At 65.1% G+C, this 13,010-nt stretch carries 15 protein-coding genes; 10 read left to right on the top strand and 5 right to left on the bottom strand.

Annotated elements, in window-relative coordinates:
• Positions 1-224: 224 nt before the first annotated feature.
• The 4 genes from FJV83_RS15290 (at position 225) to FJV83_RS15275 (ending at position 4,023) form a co-directional block, all read left to right on the top strand.
• Positions 225-1,196, top strand: coding sequence for a sulfonate ABC transporter substrate-binding protein (locus FJV83_RS15290; protein ID WP_095788647.1), 972 nt, complete (start codon positions 225-227; stop codon positions 1,194-1,196).
• A 91-nt stretch (positions 1,197-1,287) separates the two neighbouring features.
• Positions 1,288-2,445, top strand: coding sequence for an FMNH2-dependent alkanesulfonate monooxygenase (ssuD, locus tag FJV83_RS15285; protein ID WP_185973377.1), 1,158 nt, complete (start codon positions 1,288-1,290; stop codon positions 2,443-2,445).
• Positions 2,442-3,218, top strand: coding sequence for an ABC transporter permease subunit (locus tag FJV83_RS15280; protein ID WP_095775652.1), 777 nt, complete (start codon positions 2,442-2,444; stop codon positions 3,216-3,218). Before ssuD ends, FJV83_RS15280 begins: the two co-directional genes overlap by 4 nt.
• A 7-nt stretch (positions 3,219-3,225) precedes the next feature.
• Complete coding sequence (locus tag FJV83_RS15275; RefSeq protein ID WP_095775651.1) at positions 3,226-4,023, top strand: ATP-binding cassette domain-containing protein; 798 nt, start codon at positions 3,226-3,228, stop codon at positions 4,021-4,023.
• Between the two features lie 421 nt (positions 4,024-4,444).
• On the opposite strand, the gene FJV83_RS36425 is transcribed toward FJV83_RS15275, so the two are convergent.
• Positions 4,445-4,621 (bottom strand): hypothetical protein, encoded by a 177-nt coding sequence (locus FJV83_RS36425; RefSeq protein WP_179295950.1) that lies wholly within the window; start codon positions 4,619-4,621, stop codon positions 4,445-4,447.
• A 309-nt stretch (positions 4,622-4,930) separates the two neighbouring features.
• On the opposite strand from FJV83_RS36425, the gene FJV83_RS15260 reads away from it, so the two are divergent.
• The 4 genes from FJV83_RS15260 (at position 4,931) to FJV83_RS15245 (ending at position 8,204) form a co-directional block, all read left to right on the top strand.
• The gene (locus tag FJV83_RS15260; protein ID WP_095775650.1) at positions 4,931-5,299 is read left to right on the top strand and encodes a septal ring lytic transglycosylase RlpA family protein; all 369 of its coding nucleotides are present in this window, start codon (positions 4,931-4,933) and stop codon (positions 5,297-5,299) included.
• Positions 5,300-5,531: 232 nt separating this feature from the next.
• Positions 5,532-6,809, top strand: a complete 1,278-nt coding sequence (locus tag FJV83_RS15255) for a polyhydroxyalkanoate depolymerase (RefSeq protein ID WP_142877284.1) — start codon at positions 5,532-5,534, stop codon at positions 6,807-6,809.
• A gap of 159 nt (positions 6,810-6,968) precedes the next feature.
• Entirely contained in the window at positions 6,969-7,583 is a 615-nt protein-coding gene (locus tag FJV83_RS15250) for a transglutaminase-like cysteine peptidase (RefSeq protein ID WP_142885903.1), read from the top strand.
• Between the two features lie 378 nt (positions 7,584-7,961).
• Positions 7,962-8,204: a hypothetical protein gene (locus tag FJV83_RS15245; protein ID WP_095775647.1), complete on the top strand. Its 243-nt coding sequence runs from the start codon at positions 7,962-7,964 to the stop codon at positions 8,202-8,204.
• 84 nt (positions 8,205-8,288) lie between these two features.
• Here the strand turns inward: FJV83_RS15245 and FJV83_RS15240 are convergent, their stop codons facing one another.
• The 4 genes from FJV83_RS15240 to FJV83_RS15225 form a co-directional block, all read right to left on the bottom strand.
• A complete protein-coding gene (locus FJV83_RS15240; protein ID WP_142885904.1) occupies positions 8,289-8,657 on the bottom strand; it encodes a helix-turn-helix domain-containing protein in 369 nt (122 codons plus the stop codon).
• A gap of 19 nt (positions 8,658-8,676) precedes the next feature.
• On the bottom strand, positions 8,677-9,207 hold the full coding sequence (locus FJV83_RS15235; RefSeq protein ID WP_142885905.1) for a Smr/MutS family protein: 531 nt from the start codon (positions 9,205-9,207) through the stop codon (positions 8,677-8,679).
• Positions 9,204-10,304 carry a murein transglycosylase A gene (locus FJV83_RS15230; protein ID WP_142885906.1) on the bottom strand — a complete coding sequence of 367 codons (1,101 nt, stop codon included), beginning with the start codon at positions 10,302-10,304 and terminating at the stop codon, positions 9,204-9,206. Before FJV83_RS15230 ends, FJV83_RS15235 begins: the two co-directional genes overlap by 4 nt.
• Before the next feature lie 126 nt (positions 10,305-10,430).
• Positions 10,431-11,138, bottom strand: a complete 708-nt coding sequence (locus FJV83_RS15225) for a Tim44/TimA family putative adaptor protein (RefSeq protein ID WP_095775644.1) — start codon at positions 11,136-11,138, stop codon at positions 10,431-10,433.
• Positions 11,139-11,351: 213 nt separating this feature from the next.
• On the opposite strand from FJV83_RS15225, the gene FJV83_RS15220 reads away from it, so the two are divergent.
• Together FJV83_RS15220 and secB are read left to right on the top strand one after the other, a co-directional pair.
• The gene (locus tag FJV83_RS15220; RefSeq protein WP_095775643.1) at positions 11,352-11,849 is read left to right on the top strand and encodes an FxsA family protein; all 498 of its coding nucleotides are present in this window, start codon (positions 11,352-11,354) and stop codon (positions 11,847-11,849) included.
• Between the two features lie 479 nt (positions 11,850-12,328).
• Complete coding sequence (secB, locus tag FJV83_RS15215) at positions 12,329-12,829, top strand: protein-export chaperone SecB (RefSeq protein WP_095775642.1); 501 nt, start codon at positions 12,329-12,331, stop codon at positions 12,827-12,829.
• Positions 12,830-13,010: the final 181 nt, after the last annotated feature.

Raw genomic sequence — 13,010 nt, 5'->3', positions numbered from 1 at the left:
TCCTGGCCAAAGCCTTTTCATTCGTCATCCATGCGCGGCGTCGCTCGCTCCTTGCCTCGCCCTCGAATGACGAATGCCGGGTTGCCGTGGAAGATATTTCCGCACCACGGCGCCAACTCGCAAAATCATTCCTCTACTAAATTTATAGAACTACCTAGCCTTGCCGCTCATCCAACCGGCGAGGACGTTTTCCCGGCGCCGATCCGCAGCGAAGGAGAGGGATCATGTTCAATCTGACCGAGCGCTTCAATCTGACGAGACGCGTTTTCGGCATCGGCCTGCTCGCCGCTACCGTCGGTCTGTCGTTCGGCGCCGCCGCGCAGGAGCTGAAGCAGTTCAACATCGGCTATCAAAAGACCGGCCTGCCGGTGATCGCCCGGCAGCAGCAGGTGATCGAGAAGGCGCTCGCCGACAAGGGCGTCACCGTCAAGTGGGTAGAATTCACCGCCGGCCCGCCACTGGTCGAGGCGCTCAATGTCGGCGCCATCGACGTCGGCTGGACCGGCGACGCACCGCCGATCTTCGGCCAGTCGGCCGGCGCCAACATCGTCTATGCGGCGGCACTGCCGTCCAATGGCGATGGCGAAGCGATCTTCGTCAAGCCGGCCTCGCCGGTCCAGTCCGTCGCCGACCTCAAGGGCAAGCGCGTCGGCGTCGGCAAGGGCACCTCTGCGCATAATCTGCTCGTCGCCGCGCTGGAAAAAGCCGGCGTTCCCTTGGACCAGATCACGCCGGTTTACCTCAGCCCCGCCGATGCGGCCGCCGCCTTCGCCAGCGACCAGATCGACGCCTGGGCGGTCTGGGATCCGTTCTTCGCCATTGCCGAAACACGCTACCAGCCGCGCGTGCTGGCCCGCTCCAGCGAGGTGCTCAAGGTCAACACCTATTTCCTCGCCAACAAGGATTTCGCCAAGGCGCATCCCGAAATCATCACCACCACCATCGCCGCTCTCGGCGAAGCGGCGAAATGGGCGGACCAGAACCTCGACAAGGTGGCCGCGGCGCTGCATGAGGTGACCGGTGTGCCGCTCGACGCCCAGACCATCGCCGCCAACCGCAGCAAATTCGGCATCTTTCCGATCACCGACGAGATCACCGCCGGCCAGCAGGCGACCGCCGACCGCTTCTACAAGCTCGGCCTGATCCCGAAAGCGGTCCGCATCTCGGACGCCGTCTGGACCGCGCCGGGCAACTGATCTTTCTCGTGCGGCGCCGGGCGGAAACGTCCGGCGCCTTTGCCGTTTGTGCCTGTAATCTCCAGGAGATCTGTCCGTGACCGCGCCAGACATGACCACGCCAGCCAGCCCGCTCGATTTCTTCTGGTTCATCCCGACGCATGGCGACGGCTCCTATCTCGGTTCCGAGGAGCAGCAGCGGCCGCCGGAGTTCGGCTATTTCAAGGAGATCGCGCAGGCGGTCGACAGGCTCGGTTTCCCCGGCGTGCTGCTGCCGACCGGGCAGAATTGCGAGGATTCCTGGATCACCGCGACAGGCCTTGCGACGCTGACCGAAAAGCTGAAGTTCCTCGTCGCGCTGCGGCCCGGCGTGACGCTGCCGACTTTCGCCGCGCGCCAGACCGCGGCACTCGACCGGCTGAGCAATGGCCGCCTGCTGCTCAATGTCGTGGTCGGCGGCAATCCGACCGAGCTCGCCGGCGACGGCGTCTTCCTGCCGCATGATGAGCGCTATGCCCAGGCGCATGAATTCCTGACCATCTGGCGTGGCCTCGTCTCGGGCGAGCGCGTCAATTTCGACGGCAAATATTATCGCGTCGAAAACGGCCGCCTCGACCTTCTGCCGCTGCAGGAGCGGCCGCCGCTCTATTTCGGTGGATCGTCCGACGCCGGCCAGGATCTCGCCGCCGACCTCGTCGACATGTATCTGACCTGGGGCGAGCCGCCGGCGCAGGTGGCCGAGAAGCTCGCTTCGGCGCGCAAAAAGGCGGCGCTGCGCGGCAGGAAACTGCGCTTCGGCATCCGGCTGCATTTCATCGTGCGCGAAACCGAGGACGAAGCCTGGCGCGCCGCCGACCGGCTGATCCGCCATGTCACCGATGCCCAGATCGAGAATGCGCAGGCCCGCTTCCTCAACCAGATGGATTCGGTCGGCCAGCGCCGCATGGCCGAGCTGCATGGCGGCCGTCGCGACAGGCTCGTCGTTTCGCCCAATCTGTGGGCCGGCGTCGGCCTGGTGCGCGGCGGCGCCGGCACCGCGCTGGTCGGCACGCCGGAGCAGGTCACGCAGCGCGTCCGCGAATACCAGGCGATCGGCATCGACACCATCATCGGCTCGGGCTACCCGCATCTCGAGGAAGCCTACCGCGTCGCCGAGCTCTTGTTCCCGCGCCTCGGGCTCGGCACCAGGCGGCAGCGGGCGCATCGCGACATCGCCAACGAATTCTCGGTCGGCTTCCATGGCGCCGCCCGCCTGCAGACCTCCTCATGAGCTTTTCCGCGCGCCTCCACGCAAATGCCATCGGCTGGGTGCTGCCGGTCCTGGTGATCGCCGGCTGGGAAGCCGCATCGCGCGCGGGCGTCGTGCCGGCCAATGTGCTGCCGGCGCCAAGTGCTGTCGCCGAGGCCTTCTGGCGGCTGACGCTTTCGGGTGAACTGATCCGCAACATCGCTGTTTCGACGGCGCGCGCGCTTGCCGGCTTTGCCATAGGCGGTTCGATCGGCTTCGCGCTCGGCCTTGCCAACGGCCTGTCGCGGCTCAGTCGCGGCCTGACCGACACCACGCTCCAGATGATCCGCAACATCCCGCATCTGGCGCTGATCCCGCTCGTCATCCTGTGGTTCGGCATCGACGAGGAAGCAAAGCTGTTCCTGGTGGCGCTCGGCGTGTTCTTTCCGATCTACGTCAACACGCTGCTCGGCATACAGAGCATCGATCCGCAGCTGGTCGAGATGGGCCGCGTCTACGGCATGGACCGGCGCGCCCTGTTCTTCCGCGTCATCCTGCCCGGCGCGCTGCCGGCGATCTTCGTCGGCCTGCGCTATGCGCTCGGCATCATGTGGCTGACGCTGATCGTCGCCGAGACCATCTCGGCCAGTTCCGGCCTCGGCTACATGGCCATGCAGGCGCGCGAATTCCTGCTGATCGATGTCGTTGTGCTGTCGATCCTGATCTACGCGCTGCTCGGCAAGCTCGCCGACAGCCTCGCCCGCCTGCTCGAGCGGCTGTCGCTCGGCTGGCATCCCGCCTTCCAGAACGGATGAGGTTTCGATGCCAGCCGCCAGCCTGACCTCCGTCCGTTCCTTCGTCGCCGCGCCAGCGCCGGCGCGCCCGGCGATTTCTGTCGAAGGCCGGCGCGCCTTCGCCTTCAACGGCGTGGAAAAACGCTTCGGCGACAAGATCGTGCTCGACGGCATCGACCTTGACGTGCCGGCCGGGCAGTTCGTCGCCGTCATCGGCAAGAGCGGCTGCGGCAAGAGCACGCTGCTCAGGCTGCTGGCCGGGCTCGACCGGCCGACATCGGGATCGCTGACGCTGGGCGCCGAGGAAGCGGGCCACAGCCGCACGCGCTTCATGTTCCAGGAGCCGCGCCTGCTGCCCTGGGCGAGTGTGGTGAAAAATGTCGAGGTCGGGCTGACCGGCATCGCTGCCGGCCAGGACGCAAGGCAACGCGCGCTCGACATTCTGGGCGAGGTTGGCCTGGCCGACCGCGCCGACGAATGGCCCTCGGTGCTGTCCGGCGGCCAGAAGCAGCGGGTGGCGCTGGCCCGCGCGCTGGTCGGCCAGCCGCAGATCCTGGCGCTCGACGAGCCGCTCGGCGCGCTCGACGCGCTGACCCGCATCGAGATGCAGCAATTGCTGGAGCGCATCTGGCTCGCCCAGAAATTCACCGCCGTGCTGGTCACGCATGATGTCGCCGAGGCGGTCGCGCTCGCCGACCGGGTGGTGGTGATCAGCGCCGGCAGGATCGCGCTCGACCTGGAGGTGCCGGCGGCCAGGCCGCGCCGGCGCGGCTCGGCCGAGCTCGCCCGCCTCGAAGGCACGATCCTGGACCGGCTGTTCGGCTAGAGCGTTTCACCGTTTCATGGAAACGGCGAACCGCTCTAACTCTTTGTTTTGACGCAATTCCGGACGGAAAACCGCTCACACTTTTCCTGGAATTGCTCTAGGGCTGTCGGCTGCGGCGCCATCGACGAGCGGCTTCCCCAGCTCCGTCGAGCTTATGCAAGCTCACGCCTTTCCTCTCCCCCGTCGATCGGGGGAGAGGTGGCTCGGCGAAGCCGAGACGGAGTGGGGGTCGACCTGGCTCCGCCGTTGTCATCTCAAGCCGGGCGATGCCTCGTCCTGATTGAAAACTCTGCGGTGAATTGCTGGCGGCGGCGCATTTGAAAACCGGCTTCCCCCACTCCGTCGCTGCTTCGCAGCGCCACCTCTCCCCCCTCCGGAGGAAGAGGAAGGGCGCCAACCTTGTCGACCTCTCACCGAAGCCCTACCGGTTCGCCCATACCAGCCCGGCCAGGCCGAGCAGCATGGCGACGAGGCCGATGTAAAGCCATTGCGGCTGGCCGGTCATGAAGCTGCCGCCGATCACGCCGATGCCTTGCAGCGCCCACACCGCACCGATAGCCAGCACAATCAAGGCCAGCAGATTTTTGGTCAGTCTCATTGACGGATCTCGCTTTTCAAGTCGATCGTTCGCGGCGCCATGACCGTGATGAAAGAGCCAAAGGAATGAGCCCAATCATACCGGATTCTACTTGGATATTAATCCGATATCTTGTCAAAGCGATCTCTCATATCGGGCCGAAGATCGTCGAAAATGAATCAAATCGCGCCGGAAAACCCCTGACAGACTGTTACCTTCCGACTCCAAACGTGTGATCTCGCCACGGAACGGACAGATGCTTGCCGCATTTCCTGCCTTATTCGGCACCTAACGGCTGGGGTCTGTCAAAAACGGAGCCATCCCTCAAATATGAAGACCCTAAACCAGACCGCGCTTGTCGCGGTAACGATCGCTGCTGGCCTGATGGTCGGTGCTTCGGCCACTTCGGCAACCGCCGCCGCCGGCCAGTGTGGCCGTGCTTCCTGGTACGCGCTGCACTCGCGCACCGCATCGGGGGAGCGCATGAACCCATCGGCATTGACCGCCGCCCACCGCACGCTGCCTTTCGGCACCAAATTGCGGGTCACCAACCAGAACAATGGCCGCAGCGTCATCGTGCGCATCAACGATCGCGGCCCGTTCATCCGGGGTCGCGTGCTCGACCTGTCGAAGGGCGCCGCCGGCCAGCTCGGCTTCATCGGTTCCGGCCATACGGCGGTCTGCATGGCGCGCGTGTAAAAATTGCCTGTGTCCGGCGGCAGGGCCGGACACATTTCCTACACATTTCGGCAATGCACATTGAGCCGGCTCGGCCGTTCCAGGCGGATTTGCAACGCTTTGGACGAAAGAACCATTGGTCACGCCACGTGACGTATTGCATCGCAGCAATTAGTTGTTAACCTCGCCACGAGACATTTGAGGCTCGGCGCTGCTCGTCGTCCCTTCGGTCGCAGCAGCAGCGGGGTTGTCGATGTTCTACCATCTCTACGAATTGAACCATGCGGCGCTGCAGCCGGCCCGGCTCTATGCCGATGCGGTGCGGATGTTCTATTCCAACCCGCTGAACCCGGTCTCGCACACGCACTGGGGCCGTTCGGTCGCGGCGGGCGCCGAGCTGTTCGAGCGCAGCACGCGCCGCTACGGCAAGCCCGCTTTCGGCCTCGACAAGACCGTCGTCGACTGGAAGAGCGTCGAGGTCACCGAAAAGACCGTCTGGTCGAAGCCGTTCTGCAACCTCGTCCGCTTCGAGCGCGCCGTGCCCGCCGGCCGCAAGCCGGATCCGAAGCTTCTGATCGTGGCGCCGATGTCGGGCCACTATGCGACGCTGCTGCGCGGCACGGTGGAAGCCATGCTGCCGCATGCCGATGTCCACATCACCGACTGGGTCGACGCCCGCATGGTGCCGCTGGCCGACGGCAGCTTCGATCTCGACGACTATATCGACTATATCATCGAGATGTTCCATGCGCTGGGGCCTGATACCCATGTGATGGCGGTGTGCCAGCCTTCCGTGCCGGTTCTGGCGGCGGTGGCGCTGATGGAGGCGAAGGGCGATCCCTTCGTGCCCTCGACCATGACGCTGATGGGCGGCCCGATCGACACGCGCCGCAACCCGACCGCGGTCAATCTCCTGGCCGAGGAAAAGGGCATCGACTGGTTCCGCGACAATGTCGTCATGCGCGCGCCCTGGCCGGTGCCCGGCTTCGGCCGCGAGGTCTATCCGGGCTTCCTGCAGCTGTCCGGCTTCATGAGCATGAACCTCGACCGCCACATCATCGCCCACAAGGACTTCTTCATGCACCTTGTGAAGCATGACGGCGACAATGCCGAGAAGCACCGCGACTTCTATGACGAATACCTGGCCGTCATGGACCTGACGGCGGAATTCTACCTGCAGACCGTCGACACCGTGTTCGTGCGCCATGCCCTGCCCAAGGGCGAGATGATGCATCGCGGCACCAGGATCGATCCGTCTGATATCCGCAACGTCGCCTTGTTCACGGTCGAGGGTGAGAACGACGACATATCGGGCCTCGGCCAGACCAAGGCGGCGCAGGATCTGTGCGTCAACATTCCGGCCGACAAGAAGGCGCATTACATGCAGCCGGCGGTCGGCCATTACGGCGTCTTCAACGGCTCGCGCTTCCGCTCCGAAATCGTGCCGCGCATCGTCGACTTCATCACCAGCTATGGCCGCCAGAACCGCGTCGCGGTGAAGCCGAAACTGGTCCGCACCGCCAAACGGTAGGCCGTTCCGGGACAAAATCGGCCGCAGGGCCGATCCTGTTGCACAATGGACGCTGTCCCTCCCCGCGGGTAACCATGCCGCAAATCAGTCCGTCGTCGTAATTGACACGGACTGTCAATCGCCCTTAACGTTTCGTTAACAACAGGGTGAGCGGGGACAATGAATTCCTCAACAATGGCGAGAAGGCTGCGTTTGTGCGTGGCTGCGGCCGGTCTGGCAGCAACGGGAAGCTGGCCGGCCTTGGCTGCCGAAGCGATGGCGACCGGGGGCATCACCTCGCAGCCGATCGGCCACTATGATTTCTGCAAGCAGCACCCCGGCGAATGCTCGATCCGTCCGAGCAACCTGGCGCCGGCAAAAATGACCAATGGGCTGATGCGCAAGCTCGCCGGCATCACCGCCAGGGTCAACGCCGCCGTCGAGCCGATGAGCGACATGGACATTTACGGCAAGGACGAGGTCTGGGCCTATCCCGACAAGGGCGTCGGCGATTGCGAGGACTATGTTCTGGAAAAGCGCCGCCGGCTGTCCCGCATGGGCATCTCGCTTGCCGATCTGCTCATCACCGTGGTGCGCAAGCCCGACGGCGAAGGCCATTCCGTGCTGACTGTGCGCACCGACAAGGGCGACTACGTGCTCGACAATCTGACCGACAAGGTCAAGGCCTGGGACCAGACCGGCTACCACTTCCTCAAGCGCCAGGCGATCGACAATACCGGCCGCTGGGTTTCCATACGCGGCGGCCAGCAGGTGCTGGTCGGGTCGGTGGAGTAGCGGCTGCGGCTGCCTGGTTGGGCTGCGCATCCCCAGCGCTTCGTCATCCTAGGGCGGAGCAAGGAGCGCAGCGACGCGGCGCAGACCCTAGGATCCATGCCGTGACACCAACATAGAACACGGCGGCCCAGGAACAGGCGTCGGCCATCTTCATGGAGCCATCGCCACATTCTGCGCCGTTGCGGCGTCCGCAGGTCGCGGCATGGATCCTCGGGTCTCCGCGACGCCGCTGCGCGGCTGCTCCGCCCGTGGATGACGAAGGCGTGGAGGTCCACCACGCATCCCTCCGGAAAATTTCCATCCCTCTCCATGAACCATTTCCGTTCGCCCGGCGACACACGGCCGTGAACGACAGAAACCCAACCATGGAGACTTCAAATGACTGCTTTGCTGCGTAACACCCTTCTCGCCGTCGCTGCCGTGTCGGCCCTGGGCGGATCCGCGAAGGCCGACCAGACGGTCAGCTGCGTCCACACCAACCTCAATGATCTCTGGGCCGGCCGTTGTTGCGGCACTGCCGGCGCGTCGGACTGCCTGGGCGGCGACCACAATGGCCACGACCATGGCAACCCGGGCACCAAGGGCGGCAACCCCAATGGCAGCACGGCCGGCAAGCCCTGATCCCGCAACAGTGGCCCGCCGGCTGCCGTCGGCGGGCCCTGTTTCGCGCTCCGGCAGGCCGTCGCGAACTTCAGGTAAAACCAGTTACTTCAGCCGGCCAAGCGCGGCGCGGATCGAGGCGGTGATGCGGCGCAGTTCCGCTTCGTCGAGCTTCTCGATGTTCTCGGCCAGCAGGTTGGCGAGCTCGGTGGCGGCGGGATTGAGGCCCGACGTATCGAGCCGCACACGCGGATGCGAGGCTTCGGCCAGCCGCGCCAGCTCCTCGGCATCGTCCCAGATGATGTTGAAATAGCCGATGATCTTCTGGATCAGCGTCCAGGTCGGCGCACCGCGCCTGCCATGCTCAAGCGCCGAGAGATAGGCGGTACTGACGCCGATCGCCGCGGCCATGTCCTTCTGGCTGACGCCGCGCTCGCGCCTGAGCGCCCGCAGCCTTTCGCCGAACGGCGTCATGCGCCCGGCCTCCCGATCCTCATGAGCGCGCCCGCCGCAGCCTGATATAGAGCGCGCCGGCGCCGCCATGGTTGCGGGCGGCATGGTCGTGGCTGGAGACCAGCGGCCGGAAGGCCGGCGTCGACAGCCAGGCCGGCACCGCGCGCCGCAGCACGCCGTCGCCGCCGGAGGACGACCCCTTGCCGGTGATGACCAGCACATAGCGGATGCCGCCGGCATGCGCCCGGTGCAGGAACGAGAACAGCAGCGAATAGGCCTCGTCCTGCGTCATGCCGTGCAGGTCGACACGGCCCTCGATCGGCAGCCGGCCCTTCGACAGTTTGTCCAGCGTCGGCTCGTCGAGCCGGTGCGTGACATGCTGGACTTTCGGCTTCGCCGCGCCCGGCGCACTGGCGGCGGGCTGGGCCGGCTGCGGCGCCGCCGGCTTGGCCTCGATGGCCATGTCGGGAATGTCGAGAGAGGTTTTTCCCTTGAGCGGCTTGGCCGTGCGCGCCACCAGGTTCCACAGCACCCGGTCGTCCTCGCTCAGCCTGTCCGAACGCTTGCTCATTTGGCGCCCCCGGCCAGCGCGCGCGGCACCAGCGCATAGAAATCGGCGGCGTTGCGCACCACGCCGGCGATCTCGCCGGCGGCATCGCCCGAGCCGGCGAAGAGGTCGCCGCGCGCCGGTCCGGTGATGGCCGAGCCGGTGTCCTGCGCGATCATCAGCCGGCGGAACGGTCTTGCGTCGAAGGCGGTGAGCGTCGGCGCGTCGATGTAGAAGGGCGTGCCGAATGTGTGCAGAAGCCGGTCGACCGCGACCGAGCGGCCCGGCGTCAGCGGCACCTTGGCGGCGGCGATCGGGCCGAGCGCGGCATCTTCCACCTCGGCCTCGCGGAAGAAGATGTAGGAGCGGTTTCGCCACAGGATCTCGTTGATGCGCCGCGGATGCGCCTTGAACCAGGCGCGGATCGATTGCATCGTCACCTCGGCCAGCGGGATTTCGCCAAGCTCGCTCAAGACCTTGCCGGGTCCGGTGAAGCGCTGGCCCGACTTGGCGGCGTAGGTGACGCGGCGCAGCCGGCCGTCGGTCATGGCGAGCCGTGCGGCCCCTTGCACATGGATGAAGAAGGCATCGACCTTGTCGGCCAGCCAGGCGATCTCAAGCCCTTGGCGCTCAAGCGCGCCGCGCTCGATCGCGCCACGGTCGAAATACTCGGCCAGTCCGTCCGCCGTGCGGCGCGCGAAGGCGAGGTAGGGATCCATCCCGTCGGGCCGATTGGCGTCGTCGACATCGACGAGATCGGCCGGCCGCGACAGCAATGGCACGACGAAACGCTCCGTGCGCACCGGCGAGGCCTCGACCTGCGGCTCGTAGAAGCCGGTGACGAGGCCGGCGCCGCTTTCGGCGCGGACCAGCATCGGGACAAAATGGCGCTCGAAGAAAGTTCGCGCCTCCGTCCGGTTCGCGGGCGCCGCGATGCGCGCTTGCGCATAGGCCGCGGCGAAGGCGCCGAAATCGACGCCGAGCGCGCCGCTGCGATAGGGTTTTACCGGCACATGGAAGGCGGAGCGGCGAAAAGCCTCGAAGGCCGGCACAAGGTCGTCATCGCCCCAGCCGGGCAAGTCGTCAAAGGATTTTTCGATGAAGAGAGGCGATAGCGACACCGGAGCCCCGTCGCCTTAAAGCGCGTCGTGTTTGAAGAGTGTCATGCGACGCGCTGCGGCTCTGGGTTTTGCTGCAAGTCGTTGTCCCAAAACCGCTTCGCACTTTTGGGCGACATGCATCGGGGCTCAGTCTTCTTCTTCGGTGGCGACGAGCTTCCAGTTCGGATCGCGCGAGCGCGTGTCGCGGGCGAAGGTCCAGACATCCTTGACCTCGGCCACGGTCTCCGGATCGCCGTCGATCACCGTGCCGGCCTTGTCGCGCGTCGCCGAAATCAGCTCGCTGATGATGCGCAGCGTGACATGCGCCTCGCCGCCCTTCATCTCGGCCGAGACGATGTCGGCCTTGTCGATGCCGACGAAGGAGGACTGGATCTTTTCCGACTTGGCCTCGCGCTCGCCGATCGCCGCGACGAAGCCGTCGAACACTTCGCGCGACAGGAGGTTCTTCAGCGTTTTGCGGTCGCCGTCGGCATAGGCCATGACGATCATCTCATAGGCCATCTTGGCGCCGTCGATAAAACCCTTCGGGTCGAAGGACGGGTCATTGTCCTTGATCGCGCGCAGGCCCTTGTTGAGATCGGTGTCGGGCTTGGCGAAGGCGTCGATCGCCGTATAGGCGTCGGCCGGCGCCGGCTCGCCGGGCAGGCGCTTGCGCGGCAGCGAAACGACATTTTCAGGCTTCTGCGTGGCATCCTTCTCGGTGCGCGCCGCCGAGTAGGGGTCGAAGGGCGGCCGCTCGCTCCCGGTCCGACGGCCCAGCACGTTGCGCAGCTGGAAGAAGATCACCACCGCCGCGATCAGGAAGAAAATCGTGCCGAAGTCGAAGAAACCCATATCTTCCGCCAATCAATCCCTGCCTCTAGGCCGGACCATCCGGCCGACAGGCCGCGGTCGCATAGCGTTCAACATTCAAAGCATATAGAACGCAAGGTGCAATCATTCAAATTAAAGGCAGGCATACCTATCTAACGGCCTCAGGGCCAGCGGCGATTGGCCGCCAAGGGCCAAAACAATCGAAACGACCAACGACCGGAAGGCTGGCAAGACTTGCGCATTTCGCTGCTTCCCCTGTTTCTTCTCGCTCTGCCGCTGCTGGAAATCGCCGGTTTCGTCATCGTCGGCCGTGAGGTCGGCGCGCTGGCGACCGTCGGCCTGGTGCTGGCCTCGAGCATCGCCGGCGTGCTTCTGCTCAGGCACCAGGGTTTCGGCGTCATGGCGCGGGTGCGCGCCGAGATGGATGCCGGCCATGATCCCAGCCGCCATCTTGCCCACGGCGCCATGATCGTCGTCGCCGCGATCCTTCTGATCATCCCCGGCTTCATATCAGACATTATCGGCCTGCTCTTGTTCCTGCCGCCGGTGCGCGACCTTGCCTGGCGCCGGTTCAAGGGCCGCATCGTCGTCGCCACCGATTTCTCGGCCGGCGGCTTTCGCCGGTCGCGCGACAGGGTCATCGACCTCGACGACGGTGACTATTCGCGCGAGGACGATTTCAAGCGCGGCCCGGATCACAATTCGCCGTGGCGGCGTCTCAAGGACGATTAGGTCGCGGGTGCGGCGTTCTGATCTGTTCCGAGAGGCCAGCGCCGCTCCAGCCAGGCTCCTTTCCTCTCCCTCCGAAGGGGGGAGAGGTGGCTCGGCGAAGCCGAGACGGAGTGGGGGAACCACCTGGCAGGCGCCGCGACCGGATATTGAAAAGGGACCAAGGCGCAGGCATTGCGTCGCCTTGCGCCGAAGGGTCGACCCCCACTCCGTCGAGCTTCGCTCGACACCCTCCCCCGATCGACGGGGGAGAGGAAGGGCGCCGCCCTTCTGCAACGGCTGCGGAGGACGGGCAACCTGATGAGGGGCAGCGCCGACCTCGAATTGATTTCTCCAACGCAAAGTCGCGGCCAACACAAGCCGCAGGCGATTGCCCCGAGCCCCAAGGCGGCAAACCTTGTCTTGTCATGCCGACCATGGTAGCGAACGCCCGATTTCAATTCGGTCAGCACGGCTGCCCAGGGGAAAAGGATATAAGGCTCATGGCCAGCAATGATGACGCGCCGACCGGCGCAGCCAACGGCAACGGCAACGCGACGCAGCCGTCGCTCAACGTGCTCGCCCAGTATGTGAAGGACCTGTCCTTCGAAAGCCCCGGCGCGCCGAACTCGCTGCGCGGCCGCGACAAGGCCCCCGGCATCGCCATCAACGTCAATGTCAACGCCAACCCACTTTCCGACAAGCAGTTCGACGTCAATCTGACGCTGAACGCCAAGGCCTCCTTCGACCAGGAAGTGCTGTTCAATGTCGAGCTGGTCTATGGCGGCGTCTTCGCCATTTCGGGCTTTCCGCAGGAGCACATGCTGCCGATCCTGTTCATCGAATGCCCGCGGCTTTTGTTCCCCTTCGCCCGCCAGATCATCGCCGAGGCGACCCGCAATGGCGGCTTCCCGCCGCTGATGCTCGACCCGATCGACTTCGCGCAGATGTTCCAGCAGAAGATCGCCGAGGACCAGGCCGCGTCGAAGGTTCAGGTGAGCTGAGGTTTATCTACAGAATGACCCGAAAAACCCGGCCTTGAGCCGGGTTTTTTGTTGCCCTGGTGACCTTTGGCAACGCTGGTGGGACAGCACCCATAGGCGTCACCTTAACGGTGCTGGTCGATTGAAATACAACGATCGAGCCATGGGTCGACCCCCACTCCGTCGAGCTTCGCTCGACACC

Origin of the sequence: Mesorhizobium sp. WSM4307 (assembly GCF_007003945.1) — a bacterium.
Lineage (GTDB): Bacteria > Pseudomonadota > Alphaproteobacteria > Rhizobiales > Rhizobiaceae > Mesorhizobium.
This window is presented reverse-complemented; position numbering and strand designations above follow the sequence as displayed.